The sequence below is a fragment of the Bhargavaea cecembensis genome, assembly GCF_001619585.1.
In the GTDB taxonomy this organism is placed as follows: Bacteria; Bacillota; Bacilli; order Bacillales_A; family Planococcaceae; genus Bhargavaea; species Bhargavaea cecembensis_A.
Window position 1 is genome coordinate 14,098 of sequence record NZ_LQNT01000009.1, and the last position, 24,218, is coordinate 38,315.

General features: G+C 51.9%; 21 protein-coding genes and 1 riboswitch. Of the genes, 4 read left to right on the forward strand and 17 right to left on the reverse strand.

All coding sequences use genetic code 11. The annotated features are described in order from the left end of the window. Positions 1 to 29 precede the first annotated feature (29 nt). Complete coding sequence (locus AV656_RS03780; protein WP_063179073.1) at positions 30 to 614, forward strand: hypothetical protein; 585 nt, start codon at positions 30 to 32, stop codon at positions 612 to 614. A gap of 60 nt (positions 615 to 674) precedes the next feature. Here AV656_RS03780 and AV656_RS03785 read toward each other — a convergent pair whose 3' ends face one another. The 6 genes from AV656_RS03785 to AV656_RS03810 form a co-directional block, all read right to left on the reverse strand. Next, entirely contained in the window at positions 675 to 2,312 is a 1,638-nt protein-coding gene (locus AV656_RS03785) for a thiamine pyrophosphate-binding protein (RefSeq protein WP_063179075.1), read from the reverse strand. Positions 2,313 to 2,325: 13 nt separating this feature from the next. After that, on the reverse strand, positions 2,326 to 5,049 hold the full coding sequence (locus tag AV656_RS03790) for an EAL domain-containing protein (protein WP_063181194.1): 2,724 nt from the start codon (positions 5,047 to 5,049) through the stop codon (positions 2,326 to 2,328). Between the two features lie 188 nt (positions 5,050 to 5,237). Beyond that, positions 5,238 to 6,176, reverse strand: a complete 939-nt coding sequence (gene hprK, locus AV656_RS03795) for an HPr(Ser) kinase/phosphatase (RefSeq protein WP_063179077.1) — start codon at positions 6,174 to 6,176, stop codon at positions 5,238 to 5,240. Positions 6,177 to 6,269: 93 nt separating this feature from the next. Further along, entirely contained in the window at positions 6,270 to 7,475 is a 1,206-nt protein-coding gene (locus AV656_RS03800) for a hypothetical protein (RefSeq protein WP_063179079.1), read from the reverse strand. 148 nt (positions 7,476 to 7,623) lie between these two features. Beyond that, positions 7,624 to 9,543, reverse strand: a complete 1,920-nt coding sequence (locus AV656_RS03805; protein ID WP_063179081.1) for a 3'-5' exonuclease — start codon at positions 9,541 to 9,543, stop codon at positions 7,624 to 7,626. Between the two features lie 137 nt (positions 9,544 to 9,680). Continuing rightward, positions 9,681 to 10,220 (reverse strand): hypothetical protein, encoded by a 540-nt coding sequence (locus AV656_RS03810; RefSeq protein ID WP_063179083.1) that lies wholly within the window; start codon positions 10,218 to 10,220, stop codon positions 9,681 to 9,683. 334 nt (positions 10,221 to 10,554) lie between these two features. Between AV656_RS03810 and AV656_RS03815 the strand changes: the two genes are divergently transcribed. Next, a complete protein-coding gene (locus tag AV656_RS03815) occupies positions 10,555 to 10,893 on the forward strand; it encodes a KGG domain-containing protein (RefSeq protein ID WP_063179085.1) in 339 nt (112 codons plus the stop codon). A 147-nt stretch (positions 10,894 to 11,040) separates the two neighbouring features. Here AV656_RS03815 and AV656_RS16275 read toward each other — a convergent pair whose 3' ends face one another. The 8 genes from AV656_RS16275 to AV656_RS03850 all read right to left on the reverse strand — a co-directional run bounded on the left by AV656_RS16275 (position 11,041) and on the right by AV656_RS03850 (position 21,706). Then, positions 11,041 to 11,238 carry a DUF2188 domain-containing protein gene (locus AV656_RS16275; protein WP_156484793.1) on the reverse strand — a complete coding sequence of 66 codons (198 nt, stop codon included), beginning with the start codon at positions 11,236 to 11,238 and terminating at the stop codon, positions 11,041 to 11,043. A 399-nt stretch (positions 11,239 to 11,637) separates the two neighbouring features. Continuing rightward, on the reverse strand, positions 11,638 to 15,990 hold the full coding sequence (locus AV656_RS03820) for a S8 family peptidase (protein ID WP_063179087.1): 4,353 nt from the start codon (positions 15,988 to 15,990) through the stop codon (positions 11,638 to 11,640). A gap of 770 nt (positions 15,991 to 16,760) precedes the next feature. Continuing rightward, a complete protein-coding gene (gene ribE / locus AV656_RS03825; RefSeq protein ID WP_063179090.1) occupies positions 16,761 to 17,228 on the reverse strand; it encodes a 6,7-dimethyl-8-ribityllumazine synthase in 468 nt (155 codons plus the stop codon). A 13-nt stretch (positions 17,229 to 17,241) separates the two neighbouring features. Continuing rightward, positions 17,242 to 18,435 (reverse strand): bifunctional 3,4-dihydroxy-2-butanone-4-phosphate synthase/GTP cyclohydrolase II, encoded by a 1,194-nt coding sequence (locus AV656_RS03830; RefSeq protein WP_063181196.1) that lies wholly within the window; start codon positions 18,433 to 18,435, stop codon positions 17,242 to 17,244. Between the two features lie 17 nt (positions 18,436 to 18,452). Continuing rightward, complete coding sequence (gene ribE, locus AV656_RS03835; RefSeq protein WP_063179092.1) at positions 18,453 to 19,097, reverse strand: riboflavin synthase; 645 nt, start codon at positions 19,095 to 19,097, stop codon at positions 18,453 to 18,455. 4 nt (positions 19,098 to 19,101) lie between these two features. Beyond that, positions 19,102 to 19,674: a dihydrofolate reductase family protein gene (locus AV656_RS16280; RefSeq protein ID WP_156484794.1), complete on the reverse strand. Its 573-nt coding sequence runs from the start codon at positions 19,672 to 19,674 to the stop codon at positions 19,102 to 19,104. A 128-nt stretch (positions 19,675 to 19,802) separates the two neighbouring features. Further along, positions 19,803 to 19,938: riboswitch (FMN riboswitch) on the reverse strand. Positions 19,939 to 20,078: 140 nt separating this feature from the next. Next, positions 20,079 to 20,858 carry an enoyl-ACP reductase FabI gene (gene fabI, locus AV656_RS03845; protein WP_063179096.1) on the reverse strand — a complete coding sequence of 260 codons (780 nt, stop codon included), beginning with the start codon at positions 20,856 to 20,858 and terminating at the stop codon, positions 20,079 to 20,081. A 125-nt stretch (positions 20,859 to 20,983) separates the two neighbouring features. Further along, the gene (locus tag AV656_RS03850) at positions 20,984 to 21,706 is read right to left on the reverse strand and encodes a gamma-glutamyl-gamma-aminobutyrate hydrolase family protein (RefSeq protein WP_063179098.1); all 723 of its coding nucleotides are present in this window, start codon (positions 21,704 to 21,706) and stop codon (positions 20,984 to 20,986) included. A gap of 194 nt (positions 21,707 to 21,900) precedes the next feature. On the opposite strand from AV656_RS03850, the gene AV656_RS03855 reads away from it, so the two are divergent. Further along, positions 21,901 to 22,110 carry a cold-shock protein gene (locus tag AV656_RS03855; RefSeq protein ID WP_063179100.1) on the forward strand — a complete coding sequence of 70 codons (210 nt, stop codon included), beginning with the start codon at positions 21,901 to 21,903 and terminating at the stop codon, positions 22,108 to 22,110. Between the two features lie 41 nt (positions 22,111 to 22,151). Here the strand turns inward: AV656_RS03855 and AV656_RS03860 are convergent, their stop codons facing one another. Next, complete coding sequence (locus tag AV656_RS03860; protein WP_419865551.1) at positions 22,152 to 22,331, reverse strand: zinc-finger domain-containing protein; 180 nt, start codon at positions 22,329 to 22,331, stop codon at positions 22,152 to 22,154. Between the two features lie 103 nt (positions 22,332 to 22,434). On the opposite strand from AV656_RS03860, the gene AV656_RS03865 reads away from it, so the two are divergent. Next, entirely contained in the window at positions 22,435 to 22,830 is a 396-nt protein-coding gene (locus tag AV656_RS03865; RefSeq protein WP_063179103.1) for a reverse transcriptase-like protein, read from the forward strand. 79 nt (positions 22,831 to 22,909) lie between these two features. Here AV656_RS03865 and AV656_RS03870 read toward each other — a convergent pair whose 3' ends face one another. Together AV656_RS03870 and AV656_RS03875 are read right to left on the reverse strand one after the other, a co-directional pair. Further along, a complete protein-coding gene (locus tag AV656_RS03870) occupies positions 22,910 to 23,506 on the reverse strand; it encodes a metallophosphoesterase family protein (protein ID WP_063179105.1) in 597 nt (198 codons plus the stop codon). Next, positions 23,503 to 24,207: a DUF421 domain-containing protein gene (locus tag AV656_RS03875; protein WP_063179107.1), complete on the reverse strand. Its 705-nt coding sequence runs from the start codon at positions 24,205 to 24,207 to the stop codon at positions 23,503 to 23,505. The genes AV656_RS03870 and AV656_RS03875 overlap by 4 nt, the downstream gene beginning before the upstream one ends. Positions 24,208 to 24,218: the final 11 nt, after the last annotated feature.

Genomic DNA, 24,218 nt, shown 5'->3' on the forward strand with positions numbered 1-24,218 from the left:
AAGAGTGGTCGTTCAGGACGGTGATTGATATGAAAGAAAAGAAGTGGAACCGGCTCGATGAGATGGAGAAACGGCTTGGGGCGATCGGCGACCGAAAGCCGGCAGATGTGGTCCATGCCATCGTCCGGGATCTGTTCGGATTTGATTATGATTATGTACCCGTTTTGCGTGGCAAAAAGAACGGGCTCACCAATCGGGAAATGCTGTCGGCAGAGCTGGAGAAACTGCCTTCGCTCACTGTTGAACATCTATGCCCGCTTCTCCTCCACATGTTCGGCACCAACCTGGAAGGCATCGTTTCCATTGAACAATCCCCCATTTCCATCCGTTCCAAGGAGAATTGGGTCAAGCGCCACCAGGGGGACCTCGTCATGATCACTGGCGGGTACGAAGACCTGGATGTTTTGGTGACACCGACAGAGGAGTTCATGACTGTAAATGGCAATGAATATCTTCCCGATGAACTTTTGGAGCGCCTCATCAAAATCGGCTATGAGAACCGGAATGGCCATGCTTTCTTTGCAGACCCGGAAGGCCAACCCGTGCCGGACGACTTTAAAACACGGACAATCCGGACCATTACCAAATACTTTGACGAGCACCCCTACAAGTAAACTGTCATCAAAAAAGCCCGGATCCGATAATGGATCCGGGCTTTTTCCTATCAATCTGAGTCATTCCGCAAAACCCGCAAGGAACTTCACGCGGTCGCCCATTGGCGGCGGGTTGTCGTCGGTCAGAACAATTTCGAGGAGGGCCGGTCCGTCTCCGGTCATCAGTTCCCCGATTGTATTCCTGTCCAGGTCCTCCATTGACTCCACGCGTGCGGACGGAATGCCAAGCCCTTCAGCCATCTTCGCGAAATCCATCGGCTGCGTGGAGAAGGTTTCGTGGACCCGCTTGAACTGCAGGCTATGACCGTGATAAACCAGTCCAAGACGGGCATTGTTCATGACGATGAACAGAACTGGGACACCATATTCCTTCGCAGTCAGAATCTCCATACCGTGCATGTGGAAGCACCCATCACCGGTGACAATCACCGTCGGACGTTCGGGTTCCGCCATTTTAGCAGCGATTCCGACGGATAAACCGCTCCCCATCGCGCCAAAGTGGACGTTGATATCAAACGCATCCGGCTCAAGAACACTCAAGTCATGAATGATATAAGCTTCCGTCTCTGTGATATCCACAGCGTACCTAGTCTGTTCAGGAAGCAGCTGCTGGAGTTTCAGCATGACATTCTTGGTGGTGAATTCCTCACCCGGCAACAGCCGCTCCGGATTGTAGGGCACGTTGACCGACTTCTCTCCGGCACCGAGAATCTTGAGTTCCTTCAGGACAGCCGGCAGCGTATCGGACAGATCCCCGAGAACGGGAAGATCCACCGGATACTTTCTTCCGAACACAGTCTCGTCACGGTCAAACTGAATCACAAAGCGGTCTCGTGCAAGCCCGGCATTATAGTTGCTCGTAGCCGTTTCACCGAGGCTTGATCCGATCACCAGAAGTGTGTCGAAGTCACCTTCCTGGACAAGACGGCCCGTAGACTCGTGGCCCGCAAACCCGTAAACTCCTGCAAAGTTGGGATGTGTGTCTTTAAACAGCCCCTTTGCCACAGGTGTCGAGACGACCGGCCAGCCCAGCCTTTCCGAGAGGCGCATCACTTCCGGCACCAGTCCCCTGACACCCTGCCCGCAAAAAATCAGACCGGAGTTTCTGCTCTTGATTTCCCTTGCGGCTTGTCCGGCCGCAGAAAAATCCGCATTTACACTTACAGGACGGATTGCAGCCGGGATTCCGGCCGGATCAATTTCCGCCTGTTGCACGTCAAGCGGCATCGCAATATGTACAGGACCCGGTACACCGCTCAAGGCAATTTCCAGAGCCTTCGCCACTTCCGTCACCAGGTCTTCACCCCGCTCCACCAGCTTGGAATACTTTGTAACCGGGGCAAACACCGGGGCAGCATCCAGCTCCTGTGAAGAGTTCATCCCGACCGTGCCAGACGGAACCGCACCGGTCAGGAACAGGACCGGGAGCTGTTCCCTCATGGCGTTTGCGGCGGGGGTGATCAGGTTCATCGCACCCGGTCCGCTTGAGCCGATGGCGACTGCCGGGCCTCCGGTATATTTCGCGAACCCGGCTGCCATATACCCCGCTGCACCTTCATGTTTGGTAATGATTGGCCGAATGTCCGTGTAATCGTTTATCCCATCAAACAGCACATTTACACTTCCTGCCGGTATGCCGAAGATACGGTCGATTCCTACGTTTTTTAGAAGTTCGAGAACTGCAATGCCCGCTTTCATTGGACCTTCCCCCTCAATGATTGGTCATAAAATCCTTTTCAAACTTCTTTGCCGGTATTGGCGGACTGAAATAATACCCCTGCATGAGCATGCATTCACGTGAAGAAAGATAATCAGCCTGTTCCTCCGTCTCGACGCCTTCCGCGATGACTTCAAGGCCCATGTTTTTCGCCATTGTGATAATTGTATCGGTCAGCGCGCGGTCATCCTCATCCAGCAGAATATCCCGAATGAACGTCCGGTCAATCTTAAGCGTTGACAGCGGGAATCTTTGAAGATAGCTGAGTGACGAATAGCCCGTTCCGAAATCATCGATGTCCAGGTGAACACCAAGTTCTTTCAGTTTGTTCATCGTGGAGATGGCCAGGTCCGTATTTCGCATAATCTGGTTCTCTGTCAGTTCAAGATGAAGCAGTTCCGGACGGATCCCTGTTTCGGCCAGCACCTGCTTGACGATACGGTGAAGATTGCCCTGTTCAAATTGGGCGGCTGACAAATTGACGGCCATATTCAGATCGGTAAATCCTTGATCATGCCACTTTTTCAGTTGGGAAACTGCCTCCCGAAGCACCCATTCCCCGATTGGTACGATCAGGCCGGTCTGTTCGGCCAGTGGGATGAAAACATCGGGTGGGACCAGGCCTTCATCGGGGTGATTCCAGCGAATCAGTGCCTCTGCGCCGAAAAGGCGATTGTTACAGAAATCCATCTGCGGCTGATAATATAGCGTGAATTCATCCCGCTCGAGTGCCCGGTATAATGCGTTTTCGTACTTGACGCTCTCGATCGTCCGCTTGCCGAACTTCTCGTCATAGAAATGATAGCTGCCGCCTGCCACTTCCTTGGAGTGGTACATCGCCGTGTCGGCGTTCTTGATGAGTTGCTCGGCATTATCGCCGTCTTCCGGAAACATGCTGATGCCGATCGAGTTTTTGATGAACAATTCGTTGTCGTCAATGATGATCGGCTTTGCGAATGCCTTATTGATTTTACCGACGGCACGGATCACTTCACTCCGGCTTTTTATATCGAGCAAGATGATCATGAACTCGTCGCCGCCCTGCCTTGAAACGATTCCATTCACGGGGATCGCTGCACTCAACCGCTTCGCCACTTCCTTCAGCAACAGATCGCCGAAGCTGTGCCCGAGTGTATCATTGACCAGCTTGAAGCGGTCAAGGTCAAGAAACAGCACGGCCACCTTTTCATTGTCCCTTGAGGCATTCATCAGAGCCTCGTCCAGCCTCTCTTTCATCTGAAGCCGGTTCGGCAGATCGGTCAGGCTGTCATAATAAGCGTAATACTTGATTTCTTCCTCCAGATACCGCCGTTCGGTGATGTCCTTGAAGATCACCACCTGGCCGAAGACCTGGTCGTCTTCCTGGATAAACGAAATGTCATATTCGACAGGAAATACGGTGCCGTCCTTCCTGTGGAAAACATCGACTTCGTCATTCTGATGCGGAAGTTCACCGTCACGCCTGCCCTTTCCATGGAAAATTTTATCATAAGTTTCACCTTCTAGCTCTTCCGGACGGGAATAGCCGAGCATTTTCAGTGCCGCCGGATTGCTAAAAGTGATTTTGCCGTCCAGGCCAATACCGAAAATCCCTTCGCCTGCTGATTTCAGGATCAGTTCCTTTTCCCTGGAGAGCGACTCCAGTTCGGTGATGACGCGTTGCAGTTCCTCATTTTTAACTGTGACTTCTCTTGTCCGCCGGTTGATGATCATCTCCTGCTTTTCAATAAAGAGGAGATTCGATAGGGTGGAAGCCGTCATGTCCACGACCGACTGGGCGAGGTCGATGGTCGCCTGCGAATACTCGATGACTTTTGATGATCGGTTTGGCACGGCGATGAATCCAAGGATTTCATTCATTGCGATCATCGGCAAAACTACCATCCCCGTGATCCCGAAGGTGCGGCAGATTTCCTGATTGGGACGCTCGTCCTTCGTGACATCGGGTATGTAGACCGGAATTCTCGTCCGGATTGCATCCTGATACATTTTGTCTTCAAGCAGGTCATCCAGCTGTGCCTGGTGCATTTCCAGCCACTGTTCCTCACTCATGTCACTGTTTTTTGACAGATGGGCCGGTTTTATTTTCTTTCCTGCAACCGGGTCCAACAAATGCACTGCAGGATCGTCGTTCTTGAGCAGTTCGCCGACATACTGGAAACAGGTCTGGATGGCCTGATCCATCGTTTCCGCACGTGACAGTTCGCTGTTCGCATCGAGCAGCATTTGCTTGTCGCGGATCAGATTCTCTTTGCGGATCAGGTCATTGGCATTGCGGATGGCCACAGCTGCCATATTGACAAATGCCTCCACGGTTTCCCGCTGCTCGTCCGTAATGTTCATCGGCTGTCCGTAGTTGAACAGAAAGACGAGCCCGTACTGATCATCCCCATAGGAGATCGGCATTGCAAGAAGGGAGCGGATCAGAAACGAGTCGACCGCCCAGTTGCTCGGCCGGTCATCCGAGCGGGTATCGGGAATGTAAACTGCCCGATTTGTTCTCGTGACTTCCCGGACGAGCGCGTCATCCTCCGGGCTGATGATATGCATATCAAGTGTCATGCCGTTCAGGACATCGGGTTTGCCGGTGAATCCCCTGAACGTGCCATCGTCCTGCGGCAGATAGATGCCTACAGAGTCACATTGAAAGACTTCCTGGGAAATCGCGTCTGTTACTGCCTGCAGCATCTCTTTCAGGTCCAGTTTGGTGTTGATCATTCTTGTCAGATTGGCCAGCTGCCGGTATCGGGATTGAGCGTTCACTGCCCCACCTCCTCAAGGAATCATTTTCCTATCAATATACTACCCTATTCACATCCAGGTTCCCAACATCAGAAAGCGGCTTTCTCCCGCACCCGTGAAAGATGCAGGCTCAAAGCCGCCGGACGGGCACTTGGCCCGGATCATTATTCTTCTTCCTCGTCATGGAATGCTTCTTCGAGGCGGTGCCGAAATTCTTCTGCTGCACTGTAGCCCTGCATACGGAGGTACCAGTTATTCGCAGCTGCTTCGATCAGGCCGGCAACATCGCGTCCCGGCTGTAGCTGGATCTGAATGTGGGGGATTTTGACGCCCATGTACTCTTTATACTTCACATCAACTTCAAGCTCGTTGTTCAACGCATCTTTCTGCCATTCGATCAGTTCGATATCGAGCGCAATCCGCGTCTCTTCCTGGAAGGACGTCCTGCCGTACATCCGGACGACATTCAGCAGGCCGACACTCCGCAGAGCGAGAAACTCCTTGTTGCTGCCATCATGCGTCCCGAGTAGCGTTTGCGGACTGAGCTTCCTCAGAACGACAATGTCATCGCTCACGAGCCGGTGTCCCCGTCCGATCAGTGTATGGGCCGTTTCGCTTTTTCCCACGCCGGACTTTCCGCGAAGGAGCACGCCGATACCCGATACATTCACACAGACTCCATGTATGGCTATTTCTTCTGCCAGCTGATTCAGCAGGAAACGGTTTAGTTTCTGTACAAAATCAGTCATCGAGTCGGACGTCCTCAGCACCGGAATATGCGCCTCTCCGCAGTGCAGCAATAGCCCCTCCGGCTCCTCTTGATTGGATGTGATGACGATGCATGGCGGATCATAAGTCACCATATTTCCGATCCGGTGCCGGGCCTCATCCGCATCCAATGTTCTCAAGTAACTGATTTCATTGCGGCCTAATATCTGAACATGCCCTTTTGCTATAAAACTGAAATGATTCAAAAACTCAAGGCCCGGGCGCCGTACCTGCGGCTTGGCAATAACTCTGCCGAGCTCTTCCTTACCGCCCAGTACCTCTAGCGAAAAAGCTTCCGCTGCCTGTTTGACTGTTACATGCTTGTTTTCCATCATACTCTCTGAATCCCGACTTCCTGTAATATGATTCGTTCGTCTGTTTGCTGCCTTATTCATTATACAATGTTAAAAACCGATTGTAAGCGTAAACTATCCTTCCAGGAGCGATCCGGTATCGACCGTCCACTTTTCGAACGTATGGGCATCAATCGCATGGACATGGCCTCCAGGATCCGGAAAGACAGGGATGTATACAAGCTCGTATACCGGCACGCCCCCGGCCGCCTCGTTTCTAGTCCGTACCGGACGCATGCTGATATCGGAAACGAACAGTGCCTTCGCCGCCCTCATGCTGAACGGGCGCTCTCTTAAAAGAGAACCAAAGTCTCTTCCGGCGGCCTCGCTTCTGTCAAACCGGACCACTTTTCCGTTTTTCCGGTCTACCTCGATCTCCACACCTTCATCCTCGACCTGAATACCGTACTGGTGCCGGTCAAAAATAAATGTAAATGTCGGTTTTTCATCCTCACAGGAATTGCCGGCTTCCTTTCTCAGGAAGAACCGCTGTTCGGCACCAGGAAATTGTTTGAACAGTGCCTTGATCGCCACATCGAGCGCAAACCTGTATGCAACATCCGACCGGCTTTCCGCCTCAAGGGTTCCCATGCCCAGCGGCTCATGGTCGGGAGGGCGGATGCCCAGGTCCTCCGCAAGCGAGATGACCGTACCGTCCATCTTGACCTCATCCGGTGAACCGGTCAGGAAATCATAAATAAGATGAAATTGGTCATCGCCATCCACGTAGATCTCCGAGTCGTATTTGCTGATCTTCAGCTCGGCTGTGAGGTTGGCCATGTACAGGTCGAGCGCAGCCTCCGAACTGATCGTTTTTTGCTCATCGATCAGCACAAGCGGCCCGAGGTAGCTGACCAGTTCGTACAAAACTCCGTCTTTCTGAAAAGCAAGGCTCACTCCCGAGTTCGGGAGCTCCAGTCCGTCTTCATCCACCCTGACAAAATCTATCGTATACACATTTTCCAGGTCGACAACCGAGGAGAACTGAAGAGCTTCAGCCTCCATGCCGAATACATCGGCAATAAACTGCCCGGCACGGTCACGGATTGCAGGAGGAGAGAGGACAACTACCGGTGTTCTGTCCTCTGCATGGATATTCTGGAAATAACGGATTCCTCCCCTGCTGTCCAGGTGAACTTCGCCTACCGGTTCCCCTCCGCTTCTCTTGCAAAGCATCCAGTTACCGGGCGAGCAATCCGTCTCCCTGGGTTCAATATCATTTATACTCAGCCCGTCCAGGTACGGGAGGAACTTTGCAAACCAATTCATGACACTGTCCATCGACCGACCCTCCAAATTAAACAGTACTTCTATATGGTATTACCCAAATTCGGCGGCCAATGAGCAATCTTAATAAAGAAACGCCCCGGACATGCGCAAAGTTGCATGCCGGGGCGGTGTTCCGCTTTAAATTTTTTGGTCAGTGCCATCAGCTCATTCTATCGCGAATAAGCTGCTGCCTCCGTTCATCTGCAATGTCGGAAAAATAGCGGGTATACGCAGATTCCCCCGAATAGGTGAGACACAGATACTCCTGTGCCCGGGTCATCGCAATATAAAGGAGTGATGCTTCCCGCTCCTCATCTTTTTCCAGCGGGAACGGCAACATATCCAGATGCACGATAAAAACGGCACGAAAATCCAGACCCTTGCTGCTGTCAATTGTACTGATCGTGACAGTTTCGGCATTGCGGTCATAATTCCGTTTGGACTCCGGCGTTTCAGTTAGCCAGTAATAAGGGAGCCCTTCCTTTTTAAGCGCTTTTTTCAGTGCATCCACGTAATCATAGGCTCCCCATTTCCGGACCCGGTAGAGGATCAGCATACCGGAAAGAGGGACACTGCGCTGTTCATGAAGTAGCCGGATCTGCTTGGCCACATAGGCGGCCTCTTCGAAGAAATCCTTTCTTCGCACGATGCCCGGTTCATACCCTTTCCGCTTTGTGCTCTGCGGAGCGATGATCTCCCCTTCGAAATCCTTCGTGACCACCTTTTGCTTTAGTGTGGAGTGGACGCGGTAAAAGTCCCACGCAAACGAGACAATCTGCGCGGTGTTTCTGTAGTTGATATTGAGAACTTTTGAACGACCACGGAAATCAAGCCCCGTATCTTGTACATACGAGCGCTTGCGCTTGTAGATCGACTGCGCCCGATCTTCCACAAGCAGCAGTGACTTTGTCTCAGGATTCAGCAGGCTGCTGACCAACTGGAACCACTCCGGTTCAAAGTCCTGGCCCTCATCAATGAGGATGGCGTCATAGCCTGGAAGGACTGCCTCGCCTGCCTTCAGCTTAGTGATATAAAACGGAATCTGCTTTTCACTTATTTTCAGGTCATTGCGGAGCCAAGCATGGAAGTTACGGACAATGATATTGCCGGTGCCGGTTGGATTTTTGCGATCCTGTCCGAAAGCATGGTCAAAATCAAACAGGGTGTCCGGCTCATTCATCATCCTCCGGACCAGCGACTCGATGGAACGGGAAAGAGAGATATTGTAGCAGAGGATGAGAATCTTCCAGTCCGGATGCTCTTTTGCCAGAAGTTTGGCGCGGCTTGCCAGAATAAGTGTCTTGCCGCTGCCTGCCACACCCCGTATAAGACGGTTTTTATCACCCAATTGTTTGGCGAGATTTTCCTGATGGAGGTCCATCGCTTTCAGATCCCGAAGTGAAAGCAGCAGCTGATCTTTATAAGGGACCTGCTCGCGGAATTCCGCACTGATACGCACTTCCGGGAACAGGTGATAGCGGATCGCGTCAATTTCCTTCCGATTGAGCGGCTCACGCAAAGGAAAAGTCATCGATGACAATGAATAGATCCTTTCGGTGAACTGCTCCTCGGAGAACCCTTCATGATCCGGGTCGATCGTATCTCTCGTGAACGTACGTTTCGGGTCCAGAATGGTATAGAGATGATCCTGCACCATGTCTTTTTCGTGCAGCCTCGTAAAAACTGTACCGTAACCGCAGGGGAACTTTAGTTTAAATTGGTACTTTCCCTCAAGATGGACGAGGGACTGATCCTTTTCCAGAACGTTTTTTATATGGAACATGTATTCTTTTGCCTGCAACGCCGGGTTTTTAACGGTCGCATGCGTTCCTGCGGAAGTCAGCAACGTCCACTCGTCCTTATTTAATTGATAGAGCGTGTTGCGTGTATAATCTTTGACTTCCAGAACGACCATTCCAAAATCCGGCCCAATCAGTACAAAGTCCGGACGGCGGCCGTGGATTTCCGGTTCATAGTAAACAATCACGTCATCCGGAAGAACTTGTTTCATCGTGCGGAAAAGCAAACGCTCGCCGGCTGTTGCCGATGACCGTATCGTTTCCGGGATCATATAGGCCAAATGGATCTCCCCAATTTCTAATAATTTGAATTAATTGTACGGGGTCCGACAGGTTTTGGCAATATCCGGTACCAATATGAAAAGCACCATCCCAGATTTCAGGATGGTGCTTCTCCATTCTATATAGAAACTAGTTATCATTCGCCGACGTCTTCCCCGGCTGCCGCACGGAACACCCTGACTTTTCTGGCCAGACGGCGTTCATAGGATGAAAGTGACTGTCGTTTGATTGCCGCAAAATCCAGTTCGCTGATCACGCGGTATTTTCGGTTCAGCTCTTCGGCATTTCCCCAGGCAGTCTTTTCGGCAACCAGACTCCGCTCTTCTTCAAGAATGACTTTTGCCATATATTCAGGATTGCGCTCCAGAATCTTGGGAGGCGCTGTCTTCTTCATCTGATAAACTTCCCGTGAAAGCGATAGCCCGGCAAGCAGCGCCCTGCGGTCCAGTGCATGTCCCAGCTCGTGCATCGTGATGGCGGCCACATATGTTTCCATCGAAACCGGGCGGATCTGCTCTGCGACCGCCTCAGGAATCCGGTCAGGGTCAAACGTGATGTAATCATGGATAAAGTGATAGGTCATGTTGATGCCGTTTCTCTCTAAACGGACTTCACGTTTCACCCCGACACGGATCATCGTCTCACGGATGATCTTCTCTATTTGGTGTCGTTTCACTTTCTCATTTCCCCATTTTTTATTCTTTATGTTTAGTCTAACGTTATTTTACTATAAATCCCTGCATCTCGCATCTACATGTTATTGGCAATTGAATTAATAGTGTCCTTTAACTTATGACTTGTGAAAAATAGTGTTGTTTCAAGATGTCCGAAGTCATTTAAAACGATTAAACCCCCAGCATATGCACGCTTATAGTATATGACGGATAGATTAAAAATATTACAAACGTTACGGTTCTTCTTCTTCAGTTTAGAAGTTCCAGAAGTGGAAATACAGAGGGTGAGGCTGCGATAGCTTCTTTCCAATAATAAAATTTGAGGAGGAATGCAACATGGCAGACAACAACAAGAACAACAAGATGTCGAGAGAGGAAGCAGGCCGCATGGGCGGGGAAGCCACTTCCCGCAATCACGACCAAGACTTCTATGAAGAAATCGGTCGCAAGGGCGGGGAAGCCACTGCTGACAATCACGACAGTGAGTTCTACTCTGAAATCGGTCAAAGTGGCGGAGAAACGACTGCGGAAAACCATGACAGTGAGTTTTACTCCGAAATCGGCAAAAAAGGCGGAGAAGCCACTTCCGAAAACCATGACCGCAGCTTCTATGAAGAGATTGGCGAAAAAGGCGGCAATGCCCGCAACAACAATAACAACAATAATAACAATTAATGAACGTTCCTGCAAAAGCACGGTGAGGACTCCCCTCCCCGTGCTTTTTTGTTGCATCCGAAATAAATAAAAACCGGAGAACAGCATAACTCTGCTCTCCGGTTTGGCGGCCGATGGAATAAATGATACAAATGGATAATGACGGCATTAATACTTGCGTTTGTCGACCACCTCGTGTGCTTCATCACAGATCTCGATCTTGCTTGGGCTGTTTGCCTTGGCCAGCAAGATTGCTTCGGCAATCGCCTCATCCTTATAAATAAAAAGCTCTTCCAAATCCTGATTTCCTATGGTAATCATCCAGCGAGAAGCTTCCTTGTCCGGTGCAACACGATAGCACTGCATGAACGGTTTCCACTCCTTGTATAATGGTCCCGGCTAAGCCGGATTTAAAGCTTGTTATTATTTTGTATCCTATTCACCAATTTGTCAAACTTTTTTTAGGGCTTTTGGGCTTGGCAAAATTGTATGTAAATCCGGATTGCCATGTGAAATTATTCCCAAAGCTTCATTGCAGTGACTCATCCCCCGAAAGGTGTTGAACAGGTCGATTTTCCGTGTTTTATCCGATGGTGCAGAGTTAGGCAAAGGTTCAGGAAGCTTTCTGCCATCACCCTATCAGTTTTCCCACTCCCTGTCTGGTCATTCACCCGGGGATGTCGCCATTCGCAAAATCCGTCACTCTCACGCGCGTCACATAAATAGAAAAGCGCCCGGGACCTTTTCGCCCCGAACGCTCTCTCTTCAATCGATATTGATATAGATCTTGCCGTCCGCTGTTTTGCGGGCTTCGTTTCCGAAGTCGTCCTTGACTTTCACTTCCAGCTGCGCGCCGTTCGCTTTCGTGTCAGCAGGTGCGGTCCAGTAGCCGATATAGTGGCCCGGTGAAACTTCCGTCATCGGAAGCTCTGTCGCATTGGCAGAAGGAAGATTCGTCAATGGCATATGGATGACGAAGCTTGCCTTCAGTCCCGGCTCACTGTCAAACTCGAACTTGAAAGATTGCCCTGTTTTGAGGTTGACGTCTCCGGCAGGAACCAGGTTCTCAATGACCGGTGCGCCATATTTCGCCTGGATCGTGACGCGCTTTGTCACTTTGTTGCCTGCCGCGTCCTGTGCAACCACGCGGATTACATTCTCACCATTATCGAGAAGTATGCGCTTGGAGTACTTTCCATCGCGGACATCCGCTTTCTGGCCGTTGACTTTCACCCAATCAAGATTGGCGTCGGATACAGAACCTTGGACTGTGACAGTCTCGCGGTTCGTCTTTTCACCATCTGCCGGGCTATCGATCGTGAGCTCAGGCTTTGCCGTATCAAGCGTCACGTTGACCGGAGCGGAGACGCCTGTATTCTTACCGTTCAGAACAGACGTAGCCGTGAAGGTGTTATCGCCTTCAGCAAGTGTCACATCGAAGGAGAACTTGCCGTCGTCACCGACTGTTGCTGTGCCGACTTCCTCACCATTATTGTCGAGGCGGATATCGGTGGAAGCCGAAGCCGTTCCCTCGATTGTGATGTCCGCTTTGTTCGTCAGCAGGCCATCCGACGGACTCGTGATCACAGGAGTTGCGACTTCATAATCCACTTTTGCACGGATCATGTAGTTGCCCTCTGCAGCCGGAGCCGGAGACCAGGCGCCGCCGACAAACTGGTAGCTGCGTTTTGCATTCTGGCCGTTTTCATCCGTTGCAAGCCCTGGTGTGTTCGGGTTCGGATTGGTCTGGATGTAGACCATGTAGAAGTCTTTTCCGACATTGATGCCATGCTCTTTCAGGTCCACAACCGTCCAATCGCCGTTGCGGAGAGCTGTGGCATCGAATGGTCCGGCAAGTTTCTTGCCGGGCTTTCCGTCAGCCCCGGAAGCATCCCAGACTTCAACTGCAAAGGCTGTTCCGCCCGGTACCGGCCAGGAAGTATCCCAGAACCGGAATACACCAGCGGAGACGATGCCCTGCTCTTTGCCCTCAGGAAGGGACATTTTCACTGCCCAGCCGTTGCCCGCATCATAGAATGCGCGAGCATTCTCGGCTGTGCCGTCGTCGTAGCCGATTTCACCGCCCGGTACCGTGTAGAACGGCTCGAGTGTGATGTCTTGGACGGCCGGGTCACTGCCGATCGTGACATTCACTTCTGTGCCGTGGTATCCGGATGCAACAATCTTAAGCGTATAGTCGCCCTCGTAGGCCTCGATTTCGTAGCGTCCTTCTGCATCGGTTGTGACCGGTGCGATATTCGCATCTTCAACGAGGATAACGGTCGCGCCTTCGACAGGCGAACCATCCGAAGAATCCGTGATGGTACCGCTGACCGTGTTCATCGGAACTTCTTCAAGGACGAAGTTGGCTGTTGCTGTTTCATCTGCACCGACAGATACGCTCTGGTTTTCGGAACGATATCCGTATGCTTCAGCAACCAGCGTATAGTCGCCTGCTGCGGTACGCATCGAATACCTTCCGTCTGCAGGATTCGTATAAACCGAAGATCCGGTTTCAAGCACACTCACCTGTGCATTAAGAGGGAGAAGCGTCGGTGCCGGCTTCTGGCCGTCTTCTACAGGTTTCACTTCATTTTTCGGCATGACCGGCTTGATTGTCGTCGGATCGATTGGATCGCCTTTCTTCAGCGCTTCGTTTTCCTTCTTGATCAGGCCGAGCTGATTGCCGTTATTCTTCCCTTTGACTTTACCTTTATTGCCTTTTGCCGCAGATCCCGAAGTGGATTCGGAAGTGTCCGAAAGGGCGACATCGTCGAGGTACCATCCGTCACGTGTCACACTGCCGTCCGAATAGGCGTTGAAGCCCACATAGACTCGCTGTCCGGCATACTCGGAAAGGTCCACTTCAACATCCGTCCAGCCGTCGGACTGGCCCTGGACCATGTGGAGCTGTGTCCAGTTTTCATAGTCCGTGGAGATAACCACGTGGCCATAATCCCATGCACGTCCTGTGGATGTGGACTGTTCAAAGTTATGCCAGTGCTTGAACTGCAGGTAGCTGTTGCCTTCAGGAAGATCGACAGGAGGCATGACAAGTGTCGCGTTCATGCGGTTGGCATATTGGCCAGCAAGGTTGGTTGCGTAGACGTTCTCTCCGGAAGCCGCATTTCCCGGTCCGGAAGTCGGAACGCCCTGCTCCCAGCTGTTTTCTTCACCGAACGATACCCAGCCGGTCGCGTCCGTTTCGAAATCTGTAGAGTAGCCGGTCGTGATGCCCGGCTTGACTTCCACAGTATACTCGTCGGACGTCACTTCGTTGTTACCGAAGTCATTAATGGTGAACGAGTAGACGAACTGCTCGCCGCCGATATGTTCACCCGGTACTGTGATGGCATAGGTGCCATCTGTGAAACTGCCCGCTGTGCGGACAAGTTCCTCGGAATGGGCATTGCCTTCTGCATCCGTGTAATTGATGACTGCCGAGCTGACCGAAATGTTATCGGTGATGTCGACAGAGAGCGTCAGATCCATTCCGGCATAGGTTTCTGCAGGTGCCGTGTGGCTGAATTCCGGCGCTTCTTCATCATCGCCTTCCTTCATGACCTGTCCTTCGATTGTGCCGATGCCGGACATGAGCGACGATACGGCTGCCATCGCGTCCACGAGGCCATAGCCGTAGCCGTGGTTCGGAACGGTAGGATATTGGCTGTCAGTCAGAGGAACCGCCGTATCGGTGAGGATCTGCTCCATTTCATCGACCGTGATATCCGCATCCACCTGGCGGAGCATCGCGGCAACTGCGGAAACTGCAGGTCCGGCCATTGAAGTGCCGTTCCAGCCGCCTTCATAGCCGCTTCCCGGGACCGCCGAGCGGATGTTCACGCCAGGAGCAGAAATGTCCGGCTTGATCTCGCCATATGGGGACGGACCGCGCAACGAGAAGCCCGCGACTTTGTTGTTGATGTCGGTCGCGCCTGTTGCGAACGATTCACGATAGTTGGCAGGGGCTGCAACCGATCCCGGCCCGCCGGGGTTGAAGAGTGTCGTATTCCCCGCGGAGAACTCAGGGAAGATCTGAGCCGCGCGCCAGTTCTGGACGACTTCCAGGTACCACTCATCAAGGCCCGGTCCTCCGCCCCATGAGTTGTTGACGACATCCGGTGCCATGTCAACGCGGGCATTGCCTTCGGAGTCGGTTGGCGCAAGAATCCACTGTGCCGCATCAAGAAGATCACTGTCCGTACCGCCTGCCGATGTGAACGCCTTAACGGCGATCCACTTCGCGCCTGGCGCGACTCCGACCTGGTTGTTGCCGTTTGGCTCAGCACCGACCATCGTGCCTGTCACGTGCGTGCCGTGGCCCTGGTCATCATAAGGAGTCGTATTGCCGACAGTCGCATCGAACCAGTTATAGTCGTGGTTCGTTTCGCCGGTCGCCGCATTGTAACCGCGGTATTGTTGTTTCAGTGCCGGGTGGTCCCACTGGACGCCGGTGTCGATGCTGGCGACTACCGTACCGGTGCCGTCAATACCGAGGTTCCATGCTTCAGGTGCCTTGACCCTCTCGACATTCCACTCGACGTTTGCAATTTTAGACTTCGGAGTTTCCGCTTCCGGCGTCTTTGTCACAAACAGCTGGCGATTTTCATCCGGAAGAATCTTCTCCACTTCAGAGAAACCGGCCAGTTTTTCCGCCACTTCTTTGGTGGCTGTTACCGCCATCCCGTTGACGATGTGGTATGGGCGGATATTTTTTGCTTCACCGCTCTTCTCTAGCGCAGTCAAGTACTTTTTGACGTCCGCTTGAGATGACTGCGCAGTCGCTTTCAGTTCGGACACGACGGCTGAACGTGTCGCCAACTTGGTCTGATGCGAAGACAGATCGGCTTTCTCGGCTGCTTTCCTGGCAGCGGACGCCGCCTTCACCGTATCGGCTTTGTCCTTGAACTTGATGAGGAACGTGACTTTCTCATCGTCTTTGAATTCTGTGAGCAGCCGGTCGCTGAGTTTAGCCTGCGCTTCCTTGGCCGTATCGACCGCCGACACACTCGTCCGCTTTTCTGCGGAGACGAGGCCCGGAGTGATGAGTGACGATACCATCAGCACCGTGGCGGCCATGCTCAATAGCTTTGTGGTTTTCTTCTTCGATCCCGGCATTGCGTTTCCTCCCCTTCGAATGGTGTAGCCCGGTCCTGTTCAGGCCGCCCATTCCCCGGGAAGAAAAAAGACGGCCCATACCCCACTCCTCCTTTCCGTTCGCGAGTGTCCGATCCTGTTGCCGTCTTGCTTCTTTGTTGTTAGCACTACTATACAACGAAAAATCTGATATTTTTGAATAGTCGGTAGTATAAAAATGGAAATGCTTCTATGGAACCGTTAGGGCCTGGGAGGAAAGTCTTGTTGGCACGAAAGAGTTCTAAGCAGGGAATGTAAGACTTTTCATAAGGGATGCGGGAATGTGAGTGGGACTTTTGGATATGCACGGATGCATATTCTTCATTATTTTGGAAAATGAACCTTTTGAAGGGTTGATGCGATTTGGACGAAAACTAGAGCATTCATCAAATGAGGGATGGAGGTACAAAGTTGTATTGAGCTCTTCATTTTTGGAACTTATTTCATATGCAAGAAAATTAAAGAATCATCATTCTGTTTTCTTATGTACAATTAAACGACTTTTGTCACGCAATCCATGCATGTGGCTTTTCGCGGATTGCTGTCATCTTTCTGTAATATTTATCAGGCGGCCGGTTTGCGTATGGAAAAGAGAGGCCCGCTTGTTTGCAGGAGAATACAGGAAATTCGCGCATAAAAATAGAGGGCCGCCACAGCTTTCGTTCGAATTCAACCAGTTCGGTCACGAAAAGTGGAGACCCTCCAAATTTGCTTATCAGCACTCGAATATGAAATTACATCGGATCACGTTTTTATCTCAGCTGTTGCAACAGATTGGCCATCTCGATCGCAGCTGTTGCGGATTCGGCTCCTTTGTTCCCTGCTTTTGTGCCGGCACGTTCAATGGCCTGCTCGATCGTGTCGGTTGTAATCACGCCGAACATGACCGGAACACCTGTATCGGCGGCAGCTTTTGCGACGCCTTTGGCAGCTTCGGCACAAACATAGTCAAAGTGTGCGGTAGCGCCACGGATGACCGCGCCCAGCGTGATGACGGCATCATACTTGCCGGAAGCCGCCAGTTTTTGTGCGGCAATCGGGATTTCAAAGGCTCCCGGCACTTTTGCCACGTCAATGTCTTCCTCGGCCACACCATGCCGGCGGAGGGTATCCAGAGCGCCTTCAACCAGCCGATCCGTGATAAATTCATTGAACCGCCCTGCGACAATTGCGATTTTCAGTTCAGAGCCTACAAGATTGCCTTCTAATACGTTGACCATTTCCTTTTCCTCCTCAGACATGGAGCAGATGCCCCAGCTTTTCCATTTTTGTATTCAGGTAGCGTTGGTTTTCCTTCACGGGCTCCATCTCAATCGGCAGCCGCTCCGTGATGCGGATTCCGTATTTGGCGAGCCCGTCTACTTTTCTTGGGTTGTTCGTCATCAGGCGGACTTCTCCGATACCCAGGTCTTTGAGCATCTGAGCGGCTATTGCATAATCCCTCAGGTCATCCGGGAAACCGAGCCGCTCGTTGGCTTCAACGGTGTCCAGCCCTTCTTCCTGCAGGCGGTATGCCTTCAGCTTATTGATAAGGCCGATTCCCCGGCCTTCCTGTCTCATATAGAGCAGGACCCCTTCCCCCTCTTCTTCAATCTGACGGAGGGCGGCATGGAGCTGGGGACCGCAGTCACATCTCCGGGAACCGAACACATCTCCTGTCATGCATTCCGAGTGAATGCGGACGGGTACAGCGCTGCCGGCCCGGATTTCACCTTTGATCAAAGCCAGGTGTTCCTGTCCCGTTAGCCGCTCGGTATAGCCGATCATCCGGAATTCCCCGAAATCTGTCGGCATCCGGATTTCCGCTTCTCGGGAAACCAGGCGGTCATGTTTTTTTCGGTACTCGATCAGCTGCTCGATCGTAATCAGTTTGAGTCCAAATTCCTCTGCCATTACCGTAAGCTCGGGAAGCCTCGCCATGGTGCCGTCGTCGTTCATAATTTCACAGATGACGCCGGCCGGCTCATGTCCGGCGAGCCTGGCCAGGTCAACGGCCGCTTCCGTATGTCCGGGCCGCTGAATGACCCCGCCTGCTTTGGCGATGAGCGGGAACACATGACCGGGGCGCCGGAAATCTCCGGGTACGGCATCCTGATCCATTGCGCGACGGATCGTCTCTGACCGCTCCCCGGCGCTGATGCCTGTGGTCGTCGTGCTATGATCGATGCTGACTGTGAAAGCTGTGCCATATGAATCGGTGTTTTCTGCAACCATCAGGGGAAGCTGCAGGGCTGCCGCCTTTTCTTCCGTAATCGGCATGCAGATAAGACCGCGGCCGTGCTTCGCCATGAAGTTCACCGTTTCCGCATCTGCCAGTTCCGCAATGGCGAGAAGGTCCCCTTCGTTTTCCCGGTCCTCATCATCCGTTACGATCACGGGCCGGCCTGCTTTCAGATCTTCCAATGCCTCTTCAATCGATGAAAACATCTCTTCCTCCCCTTTCATCAGGCAAAGCCGTTTTCCTTGAGCGTGTTGAGTGACAGGCTATCTGCACGTCCCGCAGACGGCTGCAGCATCCGCTCCGCATACTTTGCGAGGATGTCGCATTCCAGGTTCACCAGGTCCCCGGGCATTTTCGTTCCAAGAATCGTCGAGGCCCGTGTATGCGGAACAAGTGAAACCGTAATCGAATCTTTTCCAGCGTCAAATACAGTCAGAGAGGTCCCGTCCAGCGCTACGGATCCTTTCCGGACGAGGTAGACCGAGTATTCGCTCGGGACAGATAGTTCGATGTAAATGGCGTTTCCTACCGACCGCTTTGACCGGATCTTCGCCGTGCAGTCGATATGGCCTGATACAATATGTCCGCCAAGACGCCCGTCGGCACGTAGTGCGCGTTCCAGGTTCACGGGGGTACCGTTCTTTACGGACGCAAGTGACGTCGCCTTCAGTGTTTCCGGCATCAGGTCTACCTTGAAGGCATCCGGGGTGAACTCGGTTACGGTCACACATACGCCGTTGACTGCGATGCTGTCGCCGAGCCGGACATCTTCCAGAACGACAGACGCACTAATCTCAAGTGTTGCGGCATCCCGCCCGGGTGTTACCGACCGGACCGTCCCGATTTCTTCAATGATTCCGGTGAACATGGGATCATCCTTTCCTTGGTGATGCGGCAACCAATAGTCTGAACGAACTGCAGAACTGTCCTGTCAAAGTGATAAGTGGAACGGGCAGGAGTTGCAGCTTGCCGATCAGATCATCCGTCGCATCAGCACAGCTATATTTAAGATGGATTTGGACCGGTATCAGCGTGTCCGTAATGACTCGAATGGGGTGTTTTCCTCCGCGGGGCAAACGGGAGGGCAGGAGAGGGAATTTGTGAAGAATGGTTCCAATTCCGGCCGGAATAGCCTTGTGGCGATTCTTGGGCAGGAATGAAGCATTACTGGCTTGATTGCTTGTGATGCAGCGGCTGTGCCCGGGATGGGCTGTCATCCTGCCATCGGCTGTAACGGCAGAATGAAACAATGTAAAAGGCAGTTCAAAGTCGCGGAAGCTGATGATTGGACGGGTAATCGATCTGGTCCGTCTGCATTCAACTTTTATGTCTGCAATACGATTAATCCGTCTGCTATCGAGGGTCCCTCCGTCTGATGCGTCGTCGGTCCCTGACGGCGGCGGAGTCTGCAGTGTCTGGCCGGATGCCAGTTCCTCGTCAGTCAAGAGCAGTGCTCCTTTCTCTTTTCGAATCTGTCAGCCATTGTGCCGCATGCACATAAAAGCCCCGCATCATTCGATACGGGGCATGAAAACATAGATAAATAAACGTTGAACACAGGTGTGTTCAAACGCGGCTCCTTCTCCCATCCAGACTTTAACTGTCGGTCCCGGAGTTTCACCAGGTCCACCGTACGAATACGGGTCACGGACTGAGGGCATGTGCCCATCACCGCCGGCCGGGAATTTCACCCTGCCCCGAAGGATTGCCTATTCAAGTATGAAATGATTGTTTCACAATTTCATCATAAGCACAAGAGGAAAAACATGTTTCGGTATGAATGAACTATATGGGAAGTCACCAATTATAAAAGTCCGGAAGGCAAATGGCCTTCCGGACTGATGTGCATTCATCCCATAATATGATAGCCGCCATCGACATAGATGACTTCGCCTGTCACACCTGTTCCCATATTGGACAGCAGGGCAACGGTCATATCTCCGACTTCCCGCTGATCGACATTGCGCTTGAGCGGTGCGGTCTCCTCGATCTGATGCATAATCGTGTTAAACGACGGTACCCCTTTTGCAGCGAGCGTACGGATGGCACCTGCTGAAATTGCGTTGACGCGGATACCGTCTTTTCCGAGATCATTGGAAAGGTACCGGACCGACGCTTCAAGTGCGGCCTTCGCGACGCCCATGACGTTGTAGCCGTTCAGTACGCGCTCTGCACCGAGGTAGGTCATCGTCACGATCGCCCCGCCTTCGGACATGTACGCTTTCGCTTCCCGGGCAACTGCTACCAGGGAATATGCGCTCGTGTCCTGTGCGAATGCATAGCCGTCACGGGACGTCTCGACGAAGTCCCCTTTCAGGTCTTCCGCTTTTGCAAAGGCCACCGAGTGGACGATGCCATGGATCGTACCCACTTCTTCGCCGATTGCAGCAAAAGCTTCCTTGATGCTTTCGTCATCATTCACGTCACACTGGACGATCATGCGTGCGCTATGGCCTTCCTTTTCGAGTGCCCGCTCGAGCTTTGTACGGGACCGCTCCTGGCGGTTTGTAAAGATCAGGTTCGCCCCTGTCTCATACAGTTGCTTGGCGACACCCCAGGCTAGGCTCCGCTCATTCGCCACACCCATGATTACGATATTTTTACCCTCAAGTTTCAGCAGATCTCCCATTCTGAATACCTCCCGGACCTTAATACCAGTCATTAGCATCTGGTGCTAAAGAGAGTATAGCACAGGTAATGCTATTGAGGTGCGGAAGAATTAAAAAAAGCACCGGAGGCCCGGTGCTTTGATCATCATGATTTGCTTTTCTTATATTCTGCTGCTGCCTCGATAAAGCCTGAAATGATTTTCTTGGAAGGTTCGTGGCCACTCAGCGCGAAGTTTTCCGGGTGCCACTGTGTGGCAAGGACAAAGCGCTTGTCAGTCATTTCGATTGCTTCCACCAGTCCGTCGGGTGATTGAGCCGCTATCTCAACGCCTTCCCCGACTGTTTTGATGCCCTGGTTGTGGGAAGAGTTCACCCGTGTGCGTCCCCCCGGGAATAACGGCGGCAGGATTTCACCGCCTGTGATTTCCACATGGTGGACCGGGTGTTCCCGGCCATGCTCCTGCTTGTGTTTGAGCGGTTCATCGAGCTGCTTCTCAATGCATTGGTAAAGCGTACCGCCTGTCATGACATTGAGCATCTGGGCGCCGCGGCAAGTGCCGAAAAACGGCATATCCCTGGCCAGAACATTTTTGATGACACACGAATCAAATTCGTCCATCTCGAAATTCAGCTGGCCTGTTTCCGGCATCGTCTCCTCCCCGTAAAGATTGGGGTCGATATCCCACCCGCCTGTCATGATCACGCCATCTACCATATCCAGCACGTCGTCCAGATTATCTGAAGGGACGATTGGAAGCATGATCGGGATGCCGCCTTCCTGAATAACTACCTCAGGATATACAGGCTGCAGTTTATAGTCATACAGATTCTCCTGCTGCTGTGCGGTAATACCGATAATCGGTTTCATATCAGTCAACTCAACTTTCTATTTGATATTTATATCTTCGTCATTCCCTTAATGCGATATCTTTGAAACTAGAAAAATTACCCTGATTCCTCGGAATATTCTCACGTCCGTTGACGCTCATTGTCGCTTCATGTATATTGAGGGGTAGTTCCGGCCATGCTGGACAAAGACATTTGCGCTTTGGAGGGATTGGCATGTACCAGGGCAAGGTGAAATGGTTCAGCAATGAAAAAGGCTACGGCTTTATCGAACTTGATAATGGCGAGGATGTCTTCGTTCACCATACCGGGATTACCGGAGAGGGGTTCAGGACACTCGACGAAGGAGAAACCGTTTCGTTTGAAGTGGTGGAAGGCAACCGTGGTCCCCAGGCGGCAAATGTCGTAAGATTAGACGGACAATGATAAGAACAAATCCCGCTTTGCATAGACGCAGAGCGGGATTTTCATTGGCTGAGCTTATTCAGTTCTGAACCGAGGAACCGGAGCTGCTCACCAACCGTGCATTGCTTGATGCAGAATCGGTGTGCGGTCGCCTTTCCCTTTTCCGTCCTGAGCTGTTTTTTTAAAAAGCAGCCCTCGCAGTAACGGTCCAGCAGTTCATCGATGTCCTGGATCAGGTCCATTTTATTCAACAGCGCTCACTCCAGTTTACTGATTCCCACATTGTACCGGCTTCCCGCTCCCTTTTCAAGCGGGCGGTCCGACCTAGAAAGAGAAGGTGATTGAATGCTTGAAGTCTATATTGACGGTGCGGCTGCGGGCAACCCGGGCCCGGCAGGCATCGGCGTGTTCATCCGCGGTGAAGGTCATGAGGTCAGAGTGTCAGAGCCGGTGGGTGAACTCGACAATCATACAGCTGAATTCCGCGCGCTTGTCAGAGGGGTTGAAGAGGCTTCAAAACTGACAACCGGTATGGTATCGATCCGTTCGGACTCCAAAGCGGTCGTCAGTGCTGTCGAAAAACGTTATGCGAAAAACCCTTTACATATGGATATGCTTGATAAAGCCCTGCGTATTGCAGATGGATTCGATTTTTTCTTTATTAAGTGGATTCCGGACAGCCAGAACCGGGCCGCGGATGTGCTTGCACGAGCTGCCCTTCGGAGTGACAAGCGGGATTAGTATGGCCTGACATTCCCGGTCGGATGCGTCCGGCCAAGAATAAAAAACGGAAGCGAAATGATCGCTTCCGTTTTTTCTGTCAATCCATGACTTTCATAAATGTAACGGTCCCTGCAGGATCATAGAGCACCCAGGCGCGGTCACCGACGACGGCACCGACATTTACGAAAGTCCGTCCTTTCGTGACACTATAGGGAACCCCGAAGCCGATTTCTTCTACCTGATTTTCGATGGATAGACCCGAATCATGACTGTGACCATAGAAAATCAAATCGGGACCGGTTTCCGGCAACACCGGCATCCATGGATCTCCGCCCCACTCCCACTGGTGACCATGAATCACCTGAGCCGATTTACCGATAGCGATCCTCTCTTCCATCATGCGGATCCTCTGCAGGAGCGGCTCGTCGGAATCGGTAATCTGGGCGATCCGCTCCTCCTGATTGCCCCGTACGGTTGGAAAGGACAACATGTCAAGCAGCTCATCCGAATACAGCATGACGTCGTCCAGCTTCGTGAATCGCTCGAAAGGCGCCCGTTTCTTGCTGATGATGCATTCAAACAGATCACCGGTGCCGATCAGCTCGGCATCCGGTGCATGTTTTTGGATATCATTCAACACATCTTTAAGATCTTCCACAGATGAATGGATGTCTCCCAATAGCGCGTATCTCATTCTCTCCCCCCAGCAGCAGTGGTATCGGCATAGGTCCGGATATAAAATCCTTCGGTCTCGGACCATTCACAATATAAAATCTGTTTTGCATCGTGATAGCCCTGTTCTGCAAGTTGGTCATAAAGCCATTGTTTACTTTTGCCGACCAGCTCCAGCATGTCTTCTTTAACGAATCCATTATCGATCAGCAGGACGGTCGGGTCTTCTTCCGGCTTTTCAATATTGAGGTCCTCCGCAGTAACTGGTTTGTACTTGGAATACGTATTGATGGAGACGGAACCACCCGGCTCGATCACCAGATCTTTAACCTCTTTCAATGAAAAAATACCGTTTTGCCGCAGCATAATGCGCAGCTGCTCCATCTCCATCATATTGCGTTTCATCCTCTTGGCGTTCAGCTTTCCGTCTTTGATGATATAGTCCGGCGTACCCATGAGGACAACCCGTGCCCTGTCGGACTTCTCAGCGATCTTCTCAATGGCAAAAACGATCAGTCCAAATAAAATTAAAGCGAAGATAAGCATCCAAATAGAAACTTTATCGTCATAGATGGATTCTTCCAGAATCCCACCGAAGATGAGGAGATAAACGATATCAAACGGTGTCATCTCTGCTAGTTCCTTTCGCCCAAGAAGGCGGACGATAACGAGCAGGAACACAATTCCGATGACCAGTTTCCCGGCGATCAGCAAATAATCCAAGGCAATCCCTC

Bases quoted from the DNA above. Each gene is read 5' to 3' on its own strand.
- AV656_RS16275 (WP_156484793.1), bottom strand. From the start codon at position 11,238: ATGCAGTGCTATCGTGTTGCACCGGACAAGGAAGCTTCTCGCTGGATG.
- AV656_RS03820 (WP_063179087.1), bottom strand. From the start codon at position 15,990: ATGCCGGGATCGAAGAAGAAAACCACAAAGCTATTGAGCATGGCCGCC.
- AV656_RS03850 (WP_063179098.1), bottom strand. From the start codon at position 21,706: ATGAAACCGATTATCGGTATTACCGCACAGCAGCAGGAGAATCTGTAT.
- AV656_RS03785 (WP_063179075.1), bottom strand. From the start codon at position 2,312: ATGAAAGCGGGCATTGCAGTTCTCGAACTTCTAAAAAACGTAGGAATC.
- AV656_RS03815 (WP_063179085.1), top strand. From the start codon at position 10,555: ATGGCAGACAACAACAAGAACAACAAGATGTCGAGAGAGGAAGCAGGC.
- AV656_RS03865 (WP_063179103.1), top strand. From the start codon at position 22,435: ATGCTTGAAGTCTATATTGACGGTGCGGCTGCGGGCAACCCGGGCCCG.
- AV656_RS03855 (WP_063179100.1), top strand. From the start codon at position 21,901: ATGTACCAGGGCAAGGTGAAATGGTTCAGCAATGAAAAAGGCTACGGC.
- AV656_RS03870 (WP_063179105.1), bottom strand. From the start codon at position 23,506: ATGAGATACGCGCTATTGGGAGACATCCATTCATCTGTGGAAGATCTT.
- AV656_RS03860 (WP_419865551.1), bottom strand. From the start codon at position 22,331: ATGGACCTGATCCAGGACATCGATGAACTGCTGGACCGTTACTGCGAG.
- hprK (WP_063179077.1), bottom strand. From the start codon at position 6,176: ATGATGGAAAACAAGCATGTAACAGTCAAACAGGCAGCGGAAGCTTTT.
- AV656_RS03830 (WP_063181196.1), bottom strand. From the start codon at position 18,435: ATGTTTTCATCGATTGAAGAGGCATTGGAAGATCTGAAAGCAGGCCGG.
- AV656_RS03790 (WP_063181194.1), bottom strand. From the start codon at position 5,049: ATGATCAACACCAAACTGGACCTGAAAGAGATGCTGCAGGCAGTAACA.
- AV656_RS03800 (WP_063179079.1), bottom strand. From the start codon at position 7,475: ATGGACAGTGTCATGAATTGGTTTGCAAAGTTCCTCCCGTACCTGGAC.
- ribE (WP_063179092.1), bottom strand. From the start codon at position 19,097: ATGTTCACCGGAATCATTGAAGAAATCGGGACGGTCCGGTCGGTAACA.
- AV656_RS03780 (WP_063179073.1), top strand. From the start codon at position 30: ATGAAAGAAAAGAAGTGGAACCGGCTCGATGAGATGGAGAAACGGCTT.
- fabI (WP_063179096.1), bottom strand. From the start codon at position 20,858: ATGGGAGATCTGCTGAAACTTGAGGGTAAAAATATCGTAATCATGGGT.
- ribE (WP_063179090.1), bottom strand. From the start codon at position 17,228: ATGGTCAACGTATTAGAAGGCAATCTTGTAGGCTCTGAACTGAAAATC.